The sequence below is a fragment of the Pseudomonas sp. FG47 genome (genome assembly GCF_057809115.1).
Genome location: NZ_JBMDJI010000021.1, coordinates 41,973 through 60,702 on the forward strand (window position 1 = coordinate 41,973; position 18,730 = coordinate 60,702).

18 protein-coding genes and 1 other RNA gene are annotated in these 18,730 nt (G+C 65.0%); 9 read left to right on the plus strand and 10 right to left on the minus strand.

Features of this window, described 5'->3' with window-relative positions:
* Positions 1 to 128: 128 nt before the first annotated feature.
* From ssrA to ACODS5_RS16520, 7 genes are all read right to left on the minus strand, one after another.
* Positions 129 to 520, minus strand: a transfer-messenger RNA (tmRNA) gene (ssrA, locus tag ACODS5_RS16490).
* Between the two features lie 96 nt (positions 521 to 616).
* On the minus strand, positions 617 to 910 hold the full coding sequence (locus ACODS5_RS16495) for a hypothetical protein (RefSeq protein ID WP_134692374.1): 294 nt from the start codon (positions 908 to 910) through the stop codon (positions 617 to 619).
* Positions 911 to 1,069: 159 nt separating this feature from the next.
* On the minus strand, positions 1,070 to 1,318 hold the full coding sequence (locus tag ACODS5_RS16500) for a hypothetical protein (protein WP_489109178.1): 249 nt from the start codon (positions 1,316 to 1,318) through the stop codon (positions 1,070 to 1,072).
* Positions 1,319 to 1,325: 7 nt separating this feature from the next.
* Positions 1,326 to 1,823, minus strand: a complete 498-nt coding sequence (locus tag ACODS5_RS16505; RefSeq protein ID WP_489109179.1) for a hypothetical protein — start codon at positions 1,821 to 1,823, stop codon at positions 1,326 to 1,328.
* A gap of 198 nt (positions 1,824 to 2,021) precedes the next feature.
* On the minus strand, positions 2,022 to 4,832 hold the full coding sequence (locus tag ACODS5_RS16510; RefSeq protein ID WP_489109180.1) for an FAD-binding and (Fe-S)-binding domain-containing protein: 2,811 nt from the start codon (positions 4,830 to 4,832) through the stop codon (positions 2,022 to 2,024).
* A gap of 69 nt (positions 4,833 to 4,901) precedes the next feature.
* Complete coding sequence (lldD, locus tag ACODS5_RS16515) at positions 4,902 to 6,047, minus strand: FMN-dependent L-lactate dehydrogenase LldD (protein ID WP_489109181.1); 1,146 nt, start codon at positions 6,045 to 6,047, stop codon at positions 4,902 to 4,904.
* A 63-nt stretch (positions 6,048 to 6,110) separates the two neighbouring features.
* The gene (locus ACODS5_RS16520) at positions 6,111 to 7,781 is read right to left on the minus strand and encodes a lactate permease LctP family transporter (protein WP_489109182.1); all 1,671 of its coding nucleotides are present in this window, start codon (positions 7,779 to 7,781) and stop codon (positions 6,111 to 6,113) included.
* Positions 7,782 to 8,040: 259 nt separating this feature from the next.
* Here ACODS5_RS16520 and ACODS5_RS16525 point away from each other — a divergent pair, with 259 nt between their 5' ends.
* Positions 8,041 to 8,808, plus strand: coding sequence for an FCD domain-containing protein (locus tag ACODS5_RS16525; RefSeq protein ID WP_134692386.1), 768 nt, complete (start codon positions 8,041 to 8,043; stop codon positions 8,806 to 8,808).
* A 157-nt stretch (positions 8,809 to 8,965) separates the two neighbouring features.
* Here the strand turns inward: ACODS5_RS16525 and smpB are convergent, their stop codons facing one another.
* Positions 8,966 to 9,448: an SsrA-binding protein SmpB gene (gene smpB / locus ACODS5_RS16530; RefSeq protein WP_011532120.1), complete on the minus strand. Its 483-nt coding sequence runs from the start codon at positions 9,446 to 9,448 to the stop codon at positions 8,966 to 8,968.
* Positions 9,449 to 9,610: 162 nt separating this feature from the next.
* On the opposite strand from smpB, the gene ACODS5_RS16535 reads away from it, so the two are divergent.
* Both ACODS5_RS16535 and ACODS5_RS16540 read left to right on the plus strand, forming a co-directional pair.
* Positions 9,611 to 10,045 (plus strand): type II toxin-antitoxin system RatA family toxin, encoded by a 435-nt coding sequence (locus ACODS5_RS16535; protein ID WP_134692388.1) that lies wholly within the window; start codon positions 9,611 to 9,613, stop codon positions 10,043 to 10,045.
* On the plus strand, positions 10,038 to 10,346 hold the full coding sequence (locus ACODS5_RS16540) for an RnfH family protein (RefSeq protein ID WP_134692390.1): 309 nt from the start codon (positions 10,038 to 10,040) through the stop codon (positions 10,344 to 10,346). Before ACODS5_RS16535 ends, ACODS5_RS16540 begins: the two co-directional genes overlap by 8 nt.
* 59 nt (positions 10,347 to 10,405) lie before the next feature.
* On the opposite strand, the gene ACODS5_RS16545 is transcribed toward ACODS5_RS16540, so the two are convergent.
* Entirely contained in the window at positions 10,406 to 10,921 is a 516-nt protein-coding gene (locus ACODS5_RS16545; protein ID WP_489109183.1) for an outer membrane protein assembly factor BamE, read from the minus strand.
* Positions 10,922 to 11,018: 97 nt separating this feature from the next.
* Between ACODS5_RS16545 and fur the strand changes: the two genes are divergently transcribed.
* Complete coding sequence (gene fur / locus ACODS5_RS16550) at positions 11,019 to 11,423, plus strand: ferric iron uptake transcriptional regulator (RefSeq protein WP_134692394.1); 405 nt, start codon at positions 11,019 to 11,021, stop codon at positions 11,421 to 11,423.
* Positions 11,424 to 11,495: 72 nt separating this feature from the next.
* On the opposite strand, the gene mscL is transcribed toward fur, so the two are convergent.
* Positions 11,496 to 11,909: a large-conductance mechanosensitive channel protein MscL gene (gene mscL / locus ACODS5_RS16555; RefSeq protein WP_134692396.1), complete on the minus strand. Its 414-nt coding sequence runs from the start codon at positions 11,907 to 11,909 to the stop codon at positions 11,496 to 11,498.
* A 178-nt stretch (positions 11,910 to 12,087) separates the two neighbouring features.
* On the opposite strand from mscL, the gene radA reads away from it, so the two are divergent.
* The 5 genes from radA to ACODS5_RS16580 all read left to right on the plus strand — a co-directional run bounded on the left by radA (position 12,088) and on the right by ACODS5_RS16580 (position 18,662).
* Positions 12,088 to 13,455, plus strand: coding sequence for a DNA repair protein RadA (gene radA / locus ACODS5_RS16560; RefSeq protein ID WP_217850366.1), 1,368 nt, complete (start codon positions 12,088 to 12,090; stop codon positions 13,453 to 13,455).
* A 72-nt stretch (positions 13,456 to 13,527) separates the two neighbouring features.
* Positions 13,528 to 14,031 carry an RNA polymerase sigma factor gene (locus ACODS5_RS16565; RefSeq protein WP_134692402.1) on the plus strand — a complete coding sequence of 168 codons (504 nt, stop codon included), beginning with the start codon at positions 13,528 to 13,530 and terminating at the stop codon, positions 14,029 to 14,031.
* A 68-nt stretch (positions 14,032 to 14,099) separates the two neighbouring features.
* A complete protein-coding gene (locus tag ACODS5_RS16570; protein ID WP_489109184.1) occupies positions 14,100 to 15,089 on the plus strand; it encodes a FecR family protein in 990 nt (329 codons plus the stop codon).
* Positions 15,090 to 15,232: 143 nt separating this feature from the next.
* Positions 15,233 to 17,962 (plus strand): TonB-dependent receptor, encoded by a 2,730-nt coding sequence (locus ACODS5_RS16575; RefSeq protein WP_489109195.1) that lies wholly within the window; start codon positions 15,233 to 15,235, stop codon positions 17,960 to 17,962.
* Between the two features lie 82 nt (positions 17,963 to 18,044).
* Positions 18,045 to 18,662 (plus strand): heme acquisition protein HasA, encoded by a 618-nt coding sequence (locus ACODS5_RS16580; RefSeq protein ID WP_489109185.1) that lies wholly within the window; start codon positions 18,045 to 18,047, stop codon positions 18,660 to 18,662.
* The last annotated feature ends 68 nt before the right edge of the window (positions 18,663 to 18,730 follow it).

Below are 18,730 nucleotides of genomic sequence, written 5' to 3' on the forward strand. Positions count from 1 at the left end.
CCGTCTGGAATACCCGAATGGCTGGAACTCAAAAACTCTCCAAAGACCAGCAAAAGCGCTGGAAGCCGCGTTTTTACTGGCTCGCAGGCACAAAAAAAGACGTCCGTGGACGTCTTTGTTTGATCATTTGGTGGAGCCGGGGGGATTTGAACCCCCGTCCGCCAGTACTCCGCTGTCGGTACTACATGCTTAGCCGTGTCTACTGAGTTAATCCGCAGCCGCCCGACGGGCAGGGTGCTTTGGACGAGTTGGGTAAGTTTTAGTCGCTTCGCCCCCAACGTGCTGCACGACGATCCTGTTCTGTATGACAATCATTTCGGGTTTACAGGCATCCCCTGATGATTGCTGGAGCCGAAGCTACCAGGAGAGCGGGCTCAGCTGCTTACGCAGCGAGAGCGTAGCCCTCGTAGTTTTCGTCATTGGCAACTATAGAAAGTTGCAACAGTGGATTTACGAGTTCTGTTACCAACTCGGCATGCACCTAGAGTTTCGCTACCGGCGTCGAATCCTAATCGGCCCCACACTCAGCTCTAGCTGGCGTCCCTTTTACAGGATGCGAGGTGGAGTATACGCCTTTGCGCGGGCGGCGTCGACAGGCGGGCCGCCCGGCGCTGCATCAGCTGCCGCTGCCACCGGCCGAGCCGCTGCCTTTCTCGGTTTTTTCCAGGCGTTCGAGCACCTTGCTGGTGATGGCGATGCACTCCTTGTTGTCACCGGCGGCCTGGGCGGCCTTGGCTTTGTCGACGTGCTCGGTGATGGCCTTGTCCAGGCCTTCGGAGGTGGCGCCGACGGTGGCCATGCTGTCGTCGATCTTCTGCAGGTTGATGGCGCACAGGTCATCGGCGGCGAACACAGGCGAGGCCAGCAGGGTCGCGGCCGCGAACAGGGCGGATAGCGCAGTGCCTTTCATGGGAATCTCCTTGTGCAGGCCTCTGGAGGTGGGCCTGAACGGTGGACGGTCGACAGTGGGTGAGGGTTCAATCGGCGTGAGGGGGCGCTGGTGCGGGACGGCGATGCAAGGGCTGTATCGCGGGGCAAGCCCGCTCCTACGTTTGCGCCTTGGACGTCGTTACTCGTCATCTTCACGAAAATAGCGCGATCGTTTGAAAAGCAGCCGTTGACCTACGAGCAAGCACAGGCTTGCCCACTGCCCGCCATGCAGATGCAGCACTTCCTGTTGGCCAAGCTGCGTACAGGCGGTGATACCTGTGGCCGTGAGCGCGAAGCAGAGTACGCATCTGATGGTGCTTGATTTGACGGCCCAGTCGAGAAAGACGCCCACGATCATCAAGCAAGCGAGGAAATAGAGGTCGTTCATGGTGTCGTCAGAGTATGAGGAGTACGGAGGATGTTTGTGGGCCTATGCCACCGTTCACCCGGGCAAAGAGTAAAACCAGTACATCACTGGCATGAAACGTTGGTAGCCGGCTTCTGGCCAATTGGTTTGCCGCGGTTTTTGTTACGCCGCCGGCAATTAAACCGGCGGTGAGCCCCATAGGTCCCCCCACTAGTGTGCTCACCGCTTGTCCCATTGCTGTGCTGAACAGGTCCGAGATGTCGTGGCGCTGCTCATTCAACCGATCCCCCTGCAAACGACTAAGTGGCCGCGACACGGCGACCCGCATATGGCACGGCAACTTGCCGGGCAGCATCCTGTCGTACAGCTGCGCCACTTTTTCGACGACCTGGTAATGCCCCTTGTGCACGAACGGCAAGCTCAAGGTACGCAGGTGACAGCATTGCTCCGGCGCAATCGCCAACTCGCTCACGTCGAAGACAACGCCGTGCGGGGTAATGACTCGATAGGTCTTGTCGACTTGCATGCGTGCTTCCCTTGCCGGGCCCCGTGGAGCCAGGAGCCGAGGCATCGAACGATGCCACTGGGAGGAACGCGCGGCTATTCAGCCGGGGCTGAATGACCGGTACGAAAGGTCTGCAGGCGGTTCGCCGGCAAGCCGGCTCCTACAGTCTGCCGTGAGCAGGTAGGAGCCAGCTTTGCTGGCGAAGCGGTTGGCGCGATGTCAGGCCTTGCGCGCTCGGGTCACCCGGTCCACCAGGTACACCAGCCCGTGGTAGTCGATGCCGCTATGGCTCGACAAGCCGATCTCGCAGGTGCGGCTGGTGGAGATCCCTTCCTCGCAATACTGCACCGCGTCCTTGAGCGTGCGCAGCGAGTGGGCGTTGAGCTCGGGTGTGGTGAAGCCCTTGTCGCCGGCGAAGCCGCAGCAGTGGATGCCTTCGGGGATCACCACCTGCTTGCTGCAGCGCCGCGCCAGGTCGATCAGCGCCTGGCTTTCGCCCAGGTGCTGGGTGCTGCAGGTCACGTGCACGGCCACCGGGGCGTCCTGGGGGGTGAACTCCAGCTTGTCCAGCAGATGGGTGCGGATGAAACGCACCGGGTCGTATAGGTCGAGCCGGGTTTCGCCCAGGTCCTGCACCAGGCGCAGGGTGCAGGGGCTGGTGTCGCAGTAGATCGGGTCGAGGCCGCCGCGGCTGGCGTGCAGCAGCGCGGTGATCAGTTCCTGGCGCTTGTGCTCGGCTTGCTCGGGGTAGCCCTTGGAGGCGAACGGCTGGCCGCAGCACAGGCTGTCGGCGTTGTCGGGGAACACCACCTGGTAGCCGGCCTTTTCCAGCAGGGCGCGGGTCTTGTCGAGCAGCGAGCTCTGCTCGCGGTCGGCATAGGCGGGGCCCATCACGCGCGAAACACAGGCGGCGAGGTAGACCACGCGGGGCCGGGCGTCGTTGCTCGCTGGGCCGAAGTCCATCGTGCGCAACGGCTGGGGCATGGCCGGGGTCCACTGGGGCAGGCGGCCTTTGCTGGCCTTGCTCAGTGATGCACTGAAACGCCCGAGGCGTGGGGCGCCGAGCAGCTTGCGGGCGGTGTTGGCGGCGGTGAGGGTGAAGCGCGCGCCGCTCAGGGCTGTGTGGAAATGCTCGGCCAGCCAGTCGGCGGCCTTGGTGTGGTCGGCGGCCTGGGCGCGCAGCTTCTTCACCAGTTCGCCGGTGTTGATGCCCACCGGGCAGCGCTGGGCGCACAGGCCGGTGGCGGCGCAGGTGTCGAGGCCTTGGTACTGGTAGGTTTGCAGCAGTTCGCGGGTGTCCAGGCCGGCGCGTTGCTTGGCCTGGATGTCGCGCCACATGACGATGCGCTGGCGTGGGCTGAGGGTCAGGCCCTTGGATGGGCACACCGGTTCGCAAAAACCGCACTCGATGCACTTGTCGACGATCTCGTCGGCGGCGGGCAGCGGCTTGAGGTTCTTCAGGTGGATGTCGGGGTCTTCGCTCAGCACCACGTCGGGGTTGAGGATGCCGTTGGGGTCGAGCAGGCGCTTGAGCTGCCACATCAGCTGGTAGGCATCGTGGCCCCACTCCAGCTCCACGAACGGCGCCATGTTGCGCCCGGTGCCGTGCTCGGCCTTGAGCGAGCCACCGAACTCCACCGCCACCAGTTGCGCCACGTCGTCCATGAAGGCCTGGTAGCGGGCCACCTCCTCGGCGCTGTTGAAGCCCTGGGTGAAGACAAAGTGCAGGTTGCCTTCCAGGGCGTGGCCGAAAATGATCGCCTCGTCGTAGCGGTGCTTGTCGAACAGCTGGATCAGGCGGTTGACGCCTTCGGCCAGTTGCTCGATGGGGAAGGTGACGTCCTCGATGATCACCGTGGTGCCGGTCTGGCGCACGGCGCCGACGGCGGGGAAGGTGTCCTTGCGGATTTTCCATAGCTGGTTGTACACCGCTGGGTCTTCGCTGAACGCGACCTTCTGTTCCAGCGGGTAGTCGGCGATGGACGCCATCACCTGCTCGAGCTGTTCGTGCAGCAGGCTCTGGCTGGCGGCGCGGCACTCGATCAGCAGGGCGCAGGCGTTGGCCGACAGGTCCTTGACCCAGCCGGGCATGCCCGGCATGGCCTGCACCGAGCGCAGGCTGCGGCGGTCGAGCAGTTCCACCGCCGACACCGGCTGGCGCTTGAGCACGGTCACGGCGCGGCAGCAGCTTTCGACGCTGGGGAACACCAGCAGCGCGCTGGCCTTGTGCGGGTGGTCGGGCACGGTGTCGTAGGTGACCGCGCTGATGAAGCCGAGGGTGCCTTCGGAGCCGACCAGCAGGTGCTGGAGGATATCGAGGGGCTGGTCGTAGTCCACCAGTGCATTGAGTGACAGACCGGTTGTGTTCTTGAGGCGGTATTTGTGCCGGATGCGGTCGGCCAGTTCGGTATTGGCGCGGGTCTCGCGACCAAGGCGGGCGAGCGCTGCCAGCAGATCGGCATGGCTGTTTTCGAAGGCGGCGACATTGGCCGGGTCTTCGCTGTCCAGGCGGGTGCCGTCGGCCAGCACCAGGCGCAGGCCAGCCAGGGTGTGGTAGGTGTTCTGCGCGGTGCCGCAGCACATGCCGCTGGCGTTGTTGGCGACGATGCCGCCGATCTTGCAGGCGTTGATCGAGGCTGGGTCCGGGCCGATCTTGCGGCCATAGGGCGCCAGCCAGGCATTGGCCTGGGCGCCGATCACCCCAGGCTGCAGGCGGATCTGTTCGCCCTGGCCGCGAATCTCCTTACCGTTCCAGTTATCGCCGAGCACGATCAGCACCGAGTCGCTGATGGCCTGGCCAGACAGGCTGGTGCCGGCGGCGCGGAAGGTCACCGGCACCCGGTCGCGCTGGGCCAGCTTGATCAGTTCGACCACTTCGTCCTCGGACTCGACACGCACCACCAGCTTGGGAATCAGCCGGTAGAAGCTGGCGTCGGTGCCGAAGGCCAGGGTCGAGGTGGGGTCGTCGAAGCGGCGTTCGGCGGGGATCAGGCGCTCGGCATCACGCAGGAACGCGGCGGGCAGGCTCATGCAGTCTCCTCGTGGGGCCGCGGCGTCTGGCGCGCGGCGTGCCCCGGGCAATCAGGCGTTGGCGGGCGCTCAGGCGCCCAGTTCGCGGACCAGCGAGTCGCGGGTGATCTCGCTGATGGACTTGGCGCCGGTCAGCACCATGGCCACGCGCATTTCTTTCTCGAACAGCTCCAGCAGGTTCTTCACCCCGGCCTCGCCATGGGTGGCCAGGGCATAGAGGAAGGCGCGGCCGATCAGCACGGTGTCGGCGCCCAGGGCGATCATGCGCACCACGTCGAGGCCGCTGCGGATGCCGGAGTCGGCGAGGATCTTGATGTCGCCCTTCACCGCGTCGGCGATCGCCGGCAGGGCGCGGGCGCTGGACAGCACGCCGTCGAGCTGGCGGCCGCCGTGGTTGGAGACGACGATGCCGTCGGCGCCGAACTTGACCGCGTCGCGGGCGTCGTCGGCGTCGAGGATGCCCTTGATGATCATCGGGCCGTCCCAGAATTCGCGAATCCACTCCAGGTCCTTCCAGGAGATGGACGGGTCGAAGTTGTTGCCCAGCCAGCCGATGTAGTCGGCCAGGCCCGTGGGGTTGCCACGGTACTTGGAGATGTTGCCCAGGTCGTGCGGGCGGCCGAGCAGGCCGACGTCCAGGGCCCATTGCGGGTGGGTCATGGCCTGCCACACGCGGCGCAGTGGCGCGTTCGGGCCGCTCATGCCCGAGTGGGCATCGCGGTAGCGCGCGCCGGGCACCGGCATGTCGACGGTGAACACCAGGGTCTTCACCCCGGCGGCCTTGGCCCGCTCCAGGGCGTTGCGCATGAAGCCACGGTCCTTGAGCACGTACAGCTGGAACCACATCGGCCGGTCGATGGCCGGGGCCACTTCTTCGATCGGGCACACCGACACGGTGGACATGGTGAAGGGGATGCCGTGGGCGGCGGCGGCGCGGGCGGCCTGCACTTCGCCGCGACGAGCGTACATGCCGGTGAGGCCGACCGGGGCCAGGGCCACGGGCATGCTCAGGGTCTCGTCGAACAGCTTGGTCTCGAGGCTGAGCTCGGACATGTTGTTCAGCACCCGCTGGCGCAGGGCGATGCTGGCCAGGTCCGAGACGTTGTGGCGCAGGGTGTGCTCGGCGTAGGCGCCGCCGTCGGCGTAGTGGAACAGGAAAGGAGGCAGCTTGCGTTGGGCCGCGGCGCGATAGTCGGTGGAGGCGGAAATGATCATGGATTCTCGCAGCGTGGGTTGAAGGAAGATCCCGGGCGCTGGTCGCGCCCGGGCCCTTTCACTTTAGTGATGAACCAGCATGCCGGTCAGCCAATAGGCCTGAACCAGGGTGATCAGGCCGACGATGGTGGCGAAGAACAGGCTGTGCTTGACGGTGAAACGGAACAGGTCGGATTCCTTGCCGACCAGGCCGGTGGCGGCGCAGGCCACGGCGATCGACTGCGGCGAGATCATCTTGCCGGTCACGCCGCCGCTGGTGTTGGCGGCCACCAGCAGGGTGTCGTTGACCCCGATCTGGTGCGCGGTGGTGGCCTGCAGCGAGCTGAACAGGGCGTTGGACGAGGTGTCGGAGCCGGTCAGGAACACGCCCAGCCAGCCCAGGAACGGCGAGAAGAACGGGAACGCCGCACCGGTGCCGGCCAGTACCAGGGCCATGGTCGAGGACATGCCCGAGTAGTTGGTGACGAAGGCGAAAGCCAGCACCATGCCGATCGACAGGATCGGCCAGCGCAGTTCCCAGAAGGTCTCTTTCAAAGTGGTCAGACCAGTTTTGAAGTTGATTTTCAGCACCGCCATGGAGATCAGCGCCGAGAGGAAGATCGCGGTGCCGGTGGCGGAGACCGGGTCGAGCTTGAACACCGCCGGCATGGCGGTTGGCGCGGTGACGATCGGCGCGGTCTTGATCACCAGTTGGTCGAGGTGCGGGATGGCGAAGTTGAACACCAAGTTGTACATCGCCCCGCCTGGGGCGAAGGCTGCCTTGAATGGCTTGAGGGTCCAGATGGTCACCAGCACGGTGAGGATCAAAAACGGCGACCAGGCCTTGAAGATCTCGCCGAAGCTGTACGGCGAAGGCTGGCTGCCACTCGCTTGCGCCACCGCGGCGCCGACGCTGCCCTTGGCTTCGCTGAACGCGCGCTTGGGCTGCCAGACCTTCAGGAACAGGGTCAGGGCGATCAGGCTGGCCAGGGCCGAGGTGATGTCCGGCAGTTCCGGGCCGATGAAGTTGGAGGTGAAGTACTGGGTGACGGCGAAGCTCAGGCCGGCCACCAGCGCGGCGGGCCAGGTTTCTTTCACGCCGCGCAGGCCATCCATCATGAACACCAGCCAGAACGGCACGAACAGCGACAGCAGCGGCAGCTGGCGGCCGGTCATGGCGCCGATGTGGAAGGCGTCGATGCCAGTGACTTGCCCAGCGACGATGATCGGGATGCCCAGGGCACCGAAGGCCACCGGCGCGGTGTTGGCGATCAGGCACAGGCCGGCGGCGTACAGCGGGTTGAAGCCCAGGCCCACGAGCAGCGCGGCGGTGATCGCCACCGGCGCGCCGAAGCCGGCCGCGCCTTCGAGGAAGGCACCGAAGCAGAAGCCGATCAGCAGCACTTGCAGGCGCTGGTCGTCGGTGATGGACAGCACCGAGCTGCGGATCACTTCGAACTGGCCGCTCTTGACCGTGAGTTTGTAGAGGAACACCGCCGCGACGATGATCCAGGCAATCGGCCACAGGCCGTAGAGGAAGCCGTAGCCGGCGGCGGCCAGGGCCATGTCGACAGGCATCTGGAAGGCGAAGATGGCCACCAGGATCGACAGCGCCAGGGTGATGCTGCCAGCGACGTGGCCTTTGAGGCGGAACACGGCGAGGGCGAGGAAGAAGAACACGATGGGGATGACCGCCGCCAGTGCGGACAGGCCAAGACTACCAAGCGGGCTATAGAGTTGTTGCCAGGTTTGCATATGGGGTGGCCCCTAATTGTTGTTGGTCAGGCACTGGCATTGGATAATTGGTAAGACCAATTTACAATGACTGGTCGCTAGGTTAAGAGCGCCATTGCGGGTGTGTCAATTTGTCCTGGGGAAAACTTTGGTCGGATGCCGATGAGCGGGCATCTGCGCGGTGCTGAAAATCGCTATCTGATGGGTGTCGGCCTGGGCGCGATAGGCGCAGAATAGGCGGCCCCCGGATCCGCACCCCGGGGTTCGTGGAGAGCATGTGATGGTTTTTGATCAGGTCCGCCAGCGGCGCCTGTCCGACGACATCGTCGATCGGTTGGAAGGGATGATTCTCGAGGGCACCCTCACCTCAGGCCAGCGCCTGCCGGCCGAGCGTGCCTTGGCCGAGCAGTTCGGCGTGTCCCGCCCATCGCTGCGCGAGGCGATCCAGAAGCTGGTGGCCAAGGGGTTGCTGGTCAGTCGCCAGGGCGGTGGCAACTATGTGGCCGAGTCGCTGGGCTCGACCTTCAGCGACCCGCTGCTCAAGTTGCTCGAAGGCAGCCCCGAGGCGCAGCGCGACCTGCTGGAGTTTCGTCATACCCTGGAGGCGTCCTGCGCCTATTACGCCGCGCAGCGCGCCACCGAGCCTGATCGGCAGCGCTTGAAGACGGCGTTCGACGCCCTGCAGGACTGTTACAACCGCGTTGGCGAGGTCGACCGGGCAGAGGAGGGCGCCGCCGATGCGCGTTTCCACCTGGCCATTGCCGAGGCCAGCCACAACGCGGTGCTGCTGCACACTATCCGCGGGCTGTTCGACCTGCTCAAGCGCAACGTGGTGACCAACATCGGCGGCATGTACCAGCAACGCAGCGAGACCCGCGACATGCTGATCAGCCAGCATCGCGAGCTGTATCTGGCGATTGTCGAGGGGCGGGCGGACGATGCGCGGGAGGTGTCGAGCCGGCACATCCTGTATGTGCAGGAGGTGCTGCAGGAGGCGCAGCAGGAGGCCCAACGGGTAGCGCGGGCGGAGCGGCGCAGCGGGCGCTGAGACGCGGCAGGCGCGGGTCTTGTAGGAGTGGCCTTGTGCCGCGAAAAGGGCGCGCAGCGGCCTCGGGATCTTTGTACCACTCAAGATCGTCGGGGGGCTGCTTCGCAGCCCTATCGCGACACGAGGCCGCTCCTACAGTGACCGAGCTGGGCGGGAATTACTCTTCCTTGCCCTTGTTGCGCATGGTGCGCTGCAGCTCGCGGTTGGAGTCGCGCTCGCGCACGGTATCGCGCTTGTCGAACTCCTTCTTGCCCTTGCCCAGCGCGATTTCGCACTTGATCAGGTGCTTGCTCCAGTACAGCGACATCGCCACGCAGGTGTAGCCCTTCTGCGCCACGGCCGCTTCCAGGCGCTCGAGCTCGCGCTTGTTCAGCAGCAGCTTGCGGGTGCGGATGGGGTCGGCGATGACGTGGGTGCTGGCGGTGGTCAGCGGGGTGATGTGGCTGCCGAACAGCCAGGCTTCGCCATCCTTGAGCAGCACGTAGCTGTCGGTCAGGTGCGCCTTGCCGGCCCGCAGGCTCTTTACTTCCCAACCGGACAGGACCAGCCCGGCCTCGAACTTGTGTTCGATGAAGTAATCGTGTCGCGCCTTTTTGTTCTGCGCGATGGTCCCGGTCGGATGTTTCTTTTGCTTAGCCATAGGGGCGGCATTATAGGCAGTCAGTGCGTGCTCGGCTATGGGGTTTAGGTGCGCTTGAGCCTGTTCGGTGAATCCCGGACAATACAGGCCTCGTTCCGCCGCGCGGAACGGTTTTTCATGGCGCTGTCGTGCGCCGCCGCCCCGTTTGGAAGTGACGCCTGGATGACTACCCATATTCAACGCTCCGCCCTGCTGCCATACCCTGCCCAGGCGCTCTACGACCTGGTCAACGATGTGGCCGGCTACCCGGACTTCCTGCCCTGGTGTTCGGCCTCGACGGTGATCGAGGCCAGCGACACGCACATGCGCGCGAAGCTCGAGGTGGCCAAGGGGGGCATGAGCCAGCAGTTCGTCACGCGCAACGTGCTGGTGCCGGGGCAGTCGATCGAGATGAACCTCGAAGAAGGGCCCTTCACCCAGCTGCACGGGCTGTGGGTGTTCAAGCCATTGGGCGAGAAGGCCTGCAAGATCAGCCTGGACCTGTCGTTCGACTACGCCGGCGCGTTGGTGCGCGCGACCCTGGGGCCGCTGTTCAACCAGGCGGCCAACACCATGGTCGATGCCTTCTGCCAGCGCGCCAAGCAGCTTTATGGCTGAGACGGCCATCGCCATCGAGGTGGTCTATGCCACGGCCGAGCGTCAGTGGCTGCTGGCCTGCGAAGTGCCTGCGGGGACCTCGGTGAGCGCGGCGCTGCGCCTGTCGGGCCTGGCCGAACAGGTGCCGGGGCTGGACCTGGCGCATTGCCCGGTGGGGATTTTCGGCAAGCTGGTCAGTGATCCGGCGGCTCGCCAGGTGCAGGCGGGGGAGCGGCTGGAGGTCTATCGGCCCTTGCTGGTCGACCCGCTGGAGGCGCGCAAGCGGCGCGCAGCCAAGGCCAGGGCCGCGCGCGAAGGCTGACGCTTGTTGCAGGCAATAAAAAGCCCGGACCTGGTCCGGGCTTTTTCGTCGCGCCGCGTTTACTGCGGGGCGGTTTCCAACGGTGCTGGGGTCGGCACCGGGGTGGTCTCGACGTTGTCGATTTCTTTTTGCAGGGTATCTTCCAACGAACCTGCCTTGGCCGGTTTTTCCTGGCTCGGCTGCTGGCTCGGGCTGACGGTGGTGTCGCTGCTGCCACCGAGGATTTCCTGGTCGCGGCTGACGCCCGGCATGAAGTCGCCGGACAGGTTGACCAGTTGGTCGCTGTCGTTGAAGAACACGCTCATGCGTTCCTGCTGACGCTCGCCGCCGCCTGGCTGCAGGCTGTACAGGTAGTCCCAGCGATTGGTGTGGAAGGTGTCCTGCAGCAGTGGGTTGCCCATGATAAACCTTACTTGCCGGCGGGTCATTCCCGGGCGCAATTGGTCTATCATGTCCTGCGTGACGACATTGCCCTGCTGGATGTCGATTTTGTAAACCCCGGGAAACGAGCAACCGGCGAGTGCGAGCAGTCCCACGAGGGTGAGGCTGGTTAGCAAGAGCTTGGTGTTTTGCATCGGTGGGCGACTTCCACTATCTTGGCTGGACAACGTAAACCCCGATCATACCCGTATTAAGAGAAGCTGCGAAGCAGCATCGGCGAGAAAGCTGACCATGGTTGAAAATAGCGAATTGCGCAAAGCGGGCCTGAAGGTAACCCTGCCTCGGGTCAAGATTCTTCAGATGCTCGACTCCACCGAGCAGCGTCACATGAGTGCCGAGGATGTCTACAAGGCACTGATGGAGGCTGGCGAGGACGTTGGTCTGGCAACCGTGTATCGCGTCCTGACCCAGTTCGAAGCGGCGGGTCTGGTGGTTCGCCACAACTTCGACGGCGGCCACGCGGTATTCGAATTGGCGGACGGTGGCCACCACGACCACATGGTCAACGTGGATACCAGCGAAGTCATCGAATTCATGGATGCCGAGATCGAGCGGCGCCAGAAGGAGATCGTGGCCGAACACGGTTTCGAGCTGGTGGACCACAATCTGGTCCTGTATGTGCGTAAAAAGAAGTAACGTTTTCGCTCGTGCTTGACGACAAAGGCGACCCTCGGGTCGCCTTTGTGCCGTGTGGCCGCTGCGTATGCCTCAGGGCTGGCGATTCTGCGCCTTGAGCAGGTCGCGAATTTCCGTCAGCAGGGTTTCTTCGGCGCTCGGCACCGGCGGCGCGCTCGGGGCCACGGCCTCTTCGCGCTTGAGGCGGTTGATCGCCTTCACGCCCATGAAGATGGCGAAGGCGACGATGATGAAGTCGAGGATGGTCTGGATGAACTTGCCATAGGCCAGGACCACGGCCGGCACATCACCCTGGGCGGCCTTGAGGGTGATGGCCAGGTCGCTGAAGTCGACCCCGCCGATGAGCATGCCGATCGGTGGCATGATCACGTCGCCGACGAACGACGAGACGATCTTGCCGAAGGCCGCGCCGATGATGATACCCACCGCCATGTCGACGACATTTCCCTTGACCGCGAAGGCCTTGAATTCACTGAGCATGCCCATGCTGTATTCCTTTGTTACGAATGGAGAGGTAAACGCAGTGTAAGCCACTAAAACGCTTCATGCGTGACATTCGCAGCTACAGACTGCACTTAGATCGAATAGTTTTGTCGCTCGGTAACGGCTCCGGGACACGTCCGCGTTCGGCTATCATGGCGGTTTTTTCCAGGAGACCCCGCCCATGGCCAAGGCCAAGCGTTTGTATGGCTGCACCGAGTGTGGCGCGACCTTTCCCAAATGGGCTGGCCAGTGCGGCGAGTGCGGGGCCTGGAACACCCTGGTCGAGACCATGATCGAAAGCGGCGGCGCCGCGGCGCCCAGCGGGCGTGCCGGCTGGACCGGGCAGCAGGCGCAGATCAAGACCCTGGCCGAGGTCAGCGTCGAGGAGATCCCGCGCTTCACCACCAGCAGCACCGAACTCGACCGCGTGCTCGGCGGCGGCCTGGTGGATGGCTCGGTGGTGCTGATCGGCGGCGACCCCGGCATCGGCAAGTCGACCATCCTGCTGCAGACCTTGTGCAACATCGCCGTGCACATGCCGGCGCTGTACGTCACCGGCGAGGAATCGCAGCAGCAGGTGGCCATGCGCTCGCGCCGCCTGGGCCTGCCCCAGGACCAGCTCAAGGTCATGACCGAAACCTGCATCGAGACCATCATCGCCACCGCCCGCCAGGAAAAACCGCGGGTGATGGTGATCGACTCGATCCAGACCATCTTCACCGAGCAACTGCAATCGGCGCCGGGCGGGGTGGCCCAGGTGCGCGAGAGCACCGCGCTGCTGGTGCGCTACGCCAAGCAGAGCGGCACGGCGATCTTCCTGGTTGGCCATGTCACCAAGGAAGGCTCGCTGGCCGGCCCGCGGGTGCTCGAGCACATGGTCGACACCGTGCTGTATTTCGAGGGCGAGTCCGATGGCCGCCTGCGCCTGCTGCGGGCGGTGAAGAACCGCTTCGGCGCGGTCAACGAACTGGGCGTCTTCGGCATGACCGACCGTGGCCTGAAGGAGGTGTCCAACCCCTCGGCGATCTTCCTCAACCGCACCCAGGAAGAAGTGCCCGGCAGCGTGGTCATGGCCACCTGGGAAGGCACCCGGCCAATGCTGGTGGAGGTCCAGGCGCTGGTCGACGACAGCCACCTGGCCAACCCGCGGCGGGTCACCCTGGGCCTGGACCAGAACCGCCTGGCCATGCTGCTGGCGGTGCTGCACCGCCACGGCGGCATCCCCACCCACGACCAGGACGTGTTCCTCAACGTGGTCGGCGGGGTCAAGGTGCTGGAGACCGCCTCCGACCTGGCGCTGCTGGCGGCGGTGATGTCGAGCCTGCGCAACCGCCCGCTGGCCCACGGCCTGCTGGTGTTCGGCGAGATCGGCCTGTCGGGCGAGGTGCGCCCGGTGCCCAGCGGCCAGGAGCGCCTGAAGGAAGCCGCCAAGCATGGCTTCAAGCGCGCCATCGTGCCCAAGGGCAACGCGCCCAAGGAGTCGCCCGCCGGCTTGCAGGTGATCGCCGTTACCCGCCTGGAACAGGCGCTGGATGCCTTGTTCGAGTAATTTGGATTCTTGCAACTGATTCTCAACAACAAGTAGCATACCGCCACCTTGCGACCACCCCATGGAGTGCGTGTGGCGGAGTTAGACCTCAAGCGGCTGTTTCTCAAGCACGCGAAAAATCTTCAGGGCCTGCTCTCGCGCAAGGTGCGCGACCCGCAGTTGGCCGCCGACCTGGTGCAGGACAGCTTCCTGCGCCTGGCCGAGCAGCAGCGCGTCGACCCGATCGACAATGCCCAGGCCTACCTGTACCGCACCGCGCACAACCTGATGGTGGACCACGTGCGCCAGCAACAGCGGCGCAAGACCGACCTGGTGCCCCACGAAGCCCTGGAGGGCATCGTCGAGGAGCGCCCCGGGCTCGAGGAGCAGGCCGCCCGCGAGCAGCACCTGCGCCGCTTGCAGGCGATCCTTGGCGAACTGCCCGAGCGTACCCGTCAGGTATTTCGGCTCAACCGCCTGGAGGGCATGACCCACGCCGAGGTCGCGCGCCACCTGGGGATCTCCGACAGTTCCGTGCAAAAGCATCTGGCCAAGGCCCTGGCCTATGTGATGCAGTGCCTGCAGGAAACCGAATGACCAACGGTTTACTGACAAATGCCGCCTCAGACGTCAGCCCAGACATAACCAGATCGCGAGAGACCCCTGTGAGCAGCCAGAACGAGCAAGCCATCCGCGAGCAGGCCGCCGAGTGGGTGGTGCGGGAGGGCGCCGGCCCCTTGAGCCCGGAGCAGCAGCGGGCCTTGGCGCAGTGGTGCGGCAGTGATCCACGCCATGCCCGGGCCTATGCGTTGGCCCAGGCGACCTGGGCCGACCTCGGGCAACTGGCGGGCTTGCCTGCCGCCGCGCCGTCCTTGGCGCTCGCGCCCCCCGCCCGTGCCCTGGACAGGCGCCGTCGCCCGCGCTTGCGGCAAGGCTTGGCCAGCGCCGCCGCGCTGTTGCTGGCGGTACTGACGTTGCACTGGGCGCCCCAGGCCTGGCAGGGCTGGCGCGCCGACTACAGCACCCGCGCCGGTGAAGTGCGCCAGGTGACCTTGGCCGATGGTAGCCGGGTCGACCTGGACAGCCACAGCGCCATCGAGCTGGCTTTCAACGATCAGGAACGCCGGGTGCGGTTGTTGTCGGGCGAGGCGGTGTTCAGCGCCGCGCCAGTCACGGCGCAGGAAACCCGGCCGTTCGTGGTCGAGTACGCTGGCGCCAGCAGCCGCGCCCTGGGCACCCGTTTCGTGGTCGGGGCGGCGGGCGAGGGCGGCTGGGTCGGCATGCTCGAGCACAGTGTCGCGGTCGAGCTGCAATCACCGCCGCAGCAAGGCCGGGCCAGCCAGGTGCTGAAGGAGGGCGACAGCCTGCGCTACGACCAGCGCTTGGGGCTGCGCCCCTGGCCGCAGCATGACTTGCAGCGGGCCACCGACTGGCAGCGCGGCGTGCTGGTGTTCGAGCGCCAGCCGCTGGGCGAGGTGGTGGCGCGGCTCAACCAATATCGCCCCGGGCGTATCGTGGTGGCCAGCGAGCAACTGGCGCAGCGCCAGGTCAGTGGGGTGTTCCGCCTGGGCAACCTGGACAGCGTGCCCGCGGTCCTCGGCAATGAGCTCCAGGCCAATCTGGTCGAGCTGGCGGGGCTGGCGTTGCTCTACTGAAAAAACGCCTGGGCAAAAAAACTTTGGTTTTCGGTTACTGACTTTATCCGCGTTGCTCGTCTGATTGTTGAGATTGATTTTCATTACTAGAAAACGCCAACAACGGACGAGCAATCGCAGTGAGCACCCCACGACAACAATCCATGCGCCCCCTGGGGCACCTCGCCCTGGCCGGGAGCCTGGCCCTGGGCAGTTGCGCCTTGCCGATGGCGATCGGCATGGCCCAGGCCGCCGAGCCGCAGGGCAGCAGCCGGCAACTGATCCGTTTCGATATCCCGGCCCAGGCGCTCGACCGCGCGGTGCTGGCCTATGCCGAGCAATCCGGGGTGCAGGTGTTCTTCGACAGCCGCAAGCTGGCGGGGCTGCGCAGCGCCGGGCTGCAGGGCAGCCATCCGATCGAGGACGGCCTGCGCCAGCTGTTGCGTGGCACGCCGGTGCGTTATCACTTCAGTGCCGCCGGCCAGGTCGGCCTTGAGCGTGTCACCGATGGCGACGCGGCGCTGGAACTGGACACCACCCATGTCGACTCGCAGCGCGATGGCGATTGGGTTTACCAGGCGCCGCGTTCGGTCAGCGTGATCACCCGCGAGCAGATCGAGCAACGCGCCCCGCGTCATGCCGCCGACCTGCTCGAGCAGACGGCGGGTGTGTACACCGCCGTCAACCAGCGCGACCCCGGGCTGTCAGTGAACATCCGTGGCGTGCAGGACTATGGCCGGGTCAACATGAACATCGACGGCATGCGCCAGAACTTCAACGTCAACGGCCACCAGCAACGCAATGGCGTGATGTTTATCGACCCAGAGTTCATCCAGGGCGTGGAGATCGACAAAGGCACCTCGGCCGGCATGGGCGGCGCCGGGGTGATCGGCGGCATCGCCAGCTTCAACACGGTCGAGGCCCGCGACCTGCTCGGCCCAGGCAAGGAGATCGGCGGCCGCCTGCGTGCCGGCCACGGCATCGGTGAGCTGGGCAACGGCACCTATTTCAATGGCAGCGCACTGTTCGCCGTGGGCAACCAGGCCGGCGACATCCTGCTCGGCCACAGCGAGCGACATTTCGGCAACTACCGCAGCGGCACGCAGAACGCCGACAACCTCGGCACGCAGATCCGCGGCAAGCTGGAGAACCGCGAAGCCTGGAAGAGCTGGCTGCACGGCGAAGTGGGGGCAATGGACAGCGTCACCCGTTCGCAACTGTTCAAGCTTGGCCTGAACCTGGCCGACGACCAGCGCCTGCAGTTCAGCTACTTCGAGACCGACACCGACAGCAAGGATGCCTGGACCTACAACGACAGCAGCATCAACCGCTATTACTACCGGGTCACCGGCAGCAACGATATCAACGCCAAGAACGCCGCGCTGGACTACAGCTTCACCCCGGACAACGACCTGGTCGACTTCAAGGCCAAGCTGTACTTCGTCACCACTCGCCAGGACCGCTGGAACGCCGACAACCTGTCCAGCGTCGGCACCGGCAACCGCGTCGAGGCCTACACCGACCGCTTCCAGACCGACACCTGGGGCCTGCAGTTGCAGAACACTTCGCGCTGGCACCTGGGCCAGGCCGATACGCTGAGCTTCAACTATGGCAGCGAGCTGTTCCAGGACAGCTTTCGCCCCAGCACCGAACGCATCGCCGCGGTCAACGAAGTGGAGTCGCTGCCCTACGTGCAGGGCGCCAACCCCAAGGGCAAGCGGGTGATGGCCAGCCTGTTCGGCAACCTCACCTACGAGCATGACGACTGGCTCACCCTGGATGCCGGCCTGCGCTACGACCGTTACCGCCTGAGCGGCAAGACCGGGGTCACGACCTGGATGTACCCCGAAGGCGTCACCGAGGTAGGCCTGACCCGCCGGCAGACCCATATGCTTTTCGACGAGGAAACCGAGGAGGGGCGTTTCTCGCCGACCTTCGGCATCGCGCTCAAGCCCGGGCCGGACTGGTTGCAGCTCTACACCCGCTGGGGCCGTGGCTGGCGCCCACCGGCGGTGACCGAAGTGTTCATGAGCGGCCGCCCGCATGCCGGCGGCAGCGCCGAGATGGTCTACCCCAACCCGTTCCTCAAGGCCGAGGAGTCGCACAACTGGGAGCTGGGGGTGAACATCTTCAAGGAGTCGCTGCTGCGCGACGGCGACCGCTTCGGCGCCAAGGTCGCCTACTTCGACACGCGCATCGACAACTTCTCGTTCCTCGACACCAACGTCTCGCTGCCCGGCGGCAGCGTGGCGGGTATCGCCATGGGCCGCTCGGCCTACCAGAACAACCTGGAAACCACGCGCTTTCGCGGGGTGGAATACAGCCTGGACTACGATGCCGGCGCCTACTACGGCCAGCTCAGCTACACCCACATGATCGGCAGCAACAAGTTCTGCTCCAACCAGTTCTACATGGGCGGCGCGCAACGCCTGGTCAGCGCCGGCACCGTCATGCGCCCGGTCCGCGTGGGCAGCCGCGTCATCATGTTGCCGGTGCGGGTATCACGCGCCGAGGGCGCCGCCGACACCAACAGCATCGTCAGTTGCGGCGACATCATGGGTAACGCCTCCTATATGCCTGCAGACCGCGGCGCGCTGACCCTGGGCATGCGCCTGCTTGATCGCACCCTGGATGTAGGCATGCGTGTGCGCTACAGCGAAGGCAATGGCGAAAACCTCAAGAGCCATACCTACAACCAGATCGATCAGGCGCAGTGGCCCCAGTACACAGTCTATGACCTGTACGCCAGCTACTGGATGACTTCCAGCCTGAACCTGGCCCTTTCCCTGGAAAACGCCACCGATGAGGCCTACTTCGTGGCCATGGGCGACGGTAACAACCTGTCGCTGGCCCGTGGCCGCACCTTGAGCGGCATGCTCGAGTACCGCTTCTGATCCAACCGGGTTTGCCCATCCCGGGCGACGCGAAGGCTTGCAGTACGCCTTCGTCATCACTGTGCAACAACGAGGAACCGTCATGACCCTTTCCGTTAACTACGACGCCGCTTTCGCCAGCTCCACCGTCGACGATTACCTGGCCTTCTGGAGTGCCGGCTTTGTCACCGCCGGCCACGGCTACAGCAACACCGGCGGCTTCAGCAACGGCACCTTCGATGGCGACCAGTACGCCACCCACGGTCGCAACAATTCCGACTACGCCTTCGTCGCCGACAGCGACAGCGCCAACGGCCTGCACTATGTGTTCGACCCGTCCAAGGCGCCGGGCGACAATCTCAACCACTACCTGTGGGGCTCGCTGGACAACGTTTCCCTGGGCGAAGTGCTCGGCGGCGGCGGCGGCAGCGACTTCACCCTGGGCAACTACGTGGTCAGCTTCAACGGCCTCGACCTGGATGCCGCGCAGGGCGCCGGCCGTGCCGGCAACGAAGTGCAGAGCGTGATCTACGGCCTGATGCAGGGCAACACCTCGGCTCTGGAAGGCGTGCTCGACAACCTGTTGGCAGGTTATGGCGTGTCCACCAACAGCACCTTCGCCGAGATCGACGCGGCCCTGGCCGCAGGCCCCGCTCACGCTGCCTCCGCCGAAGCGGTCGGCGTGCAGGCGCTGCCTGAGGACCTCGCCCTGGCGGCCTGAGCGCAGGCATGAAAAAGCGAATGGAAGGCTACCCTGCCATTCGCTGATCTGATGCACTTACCCCGCAG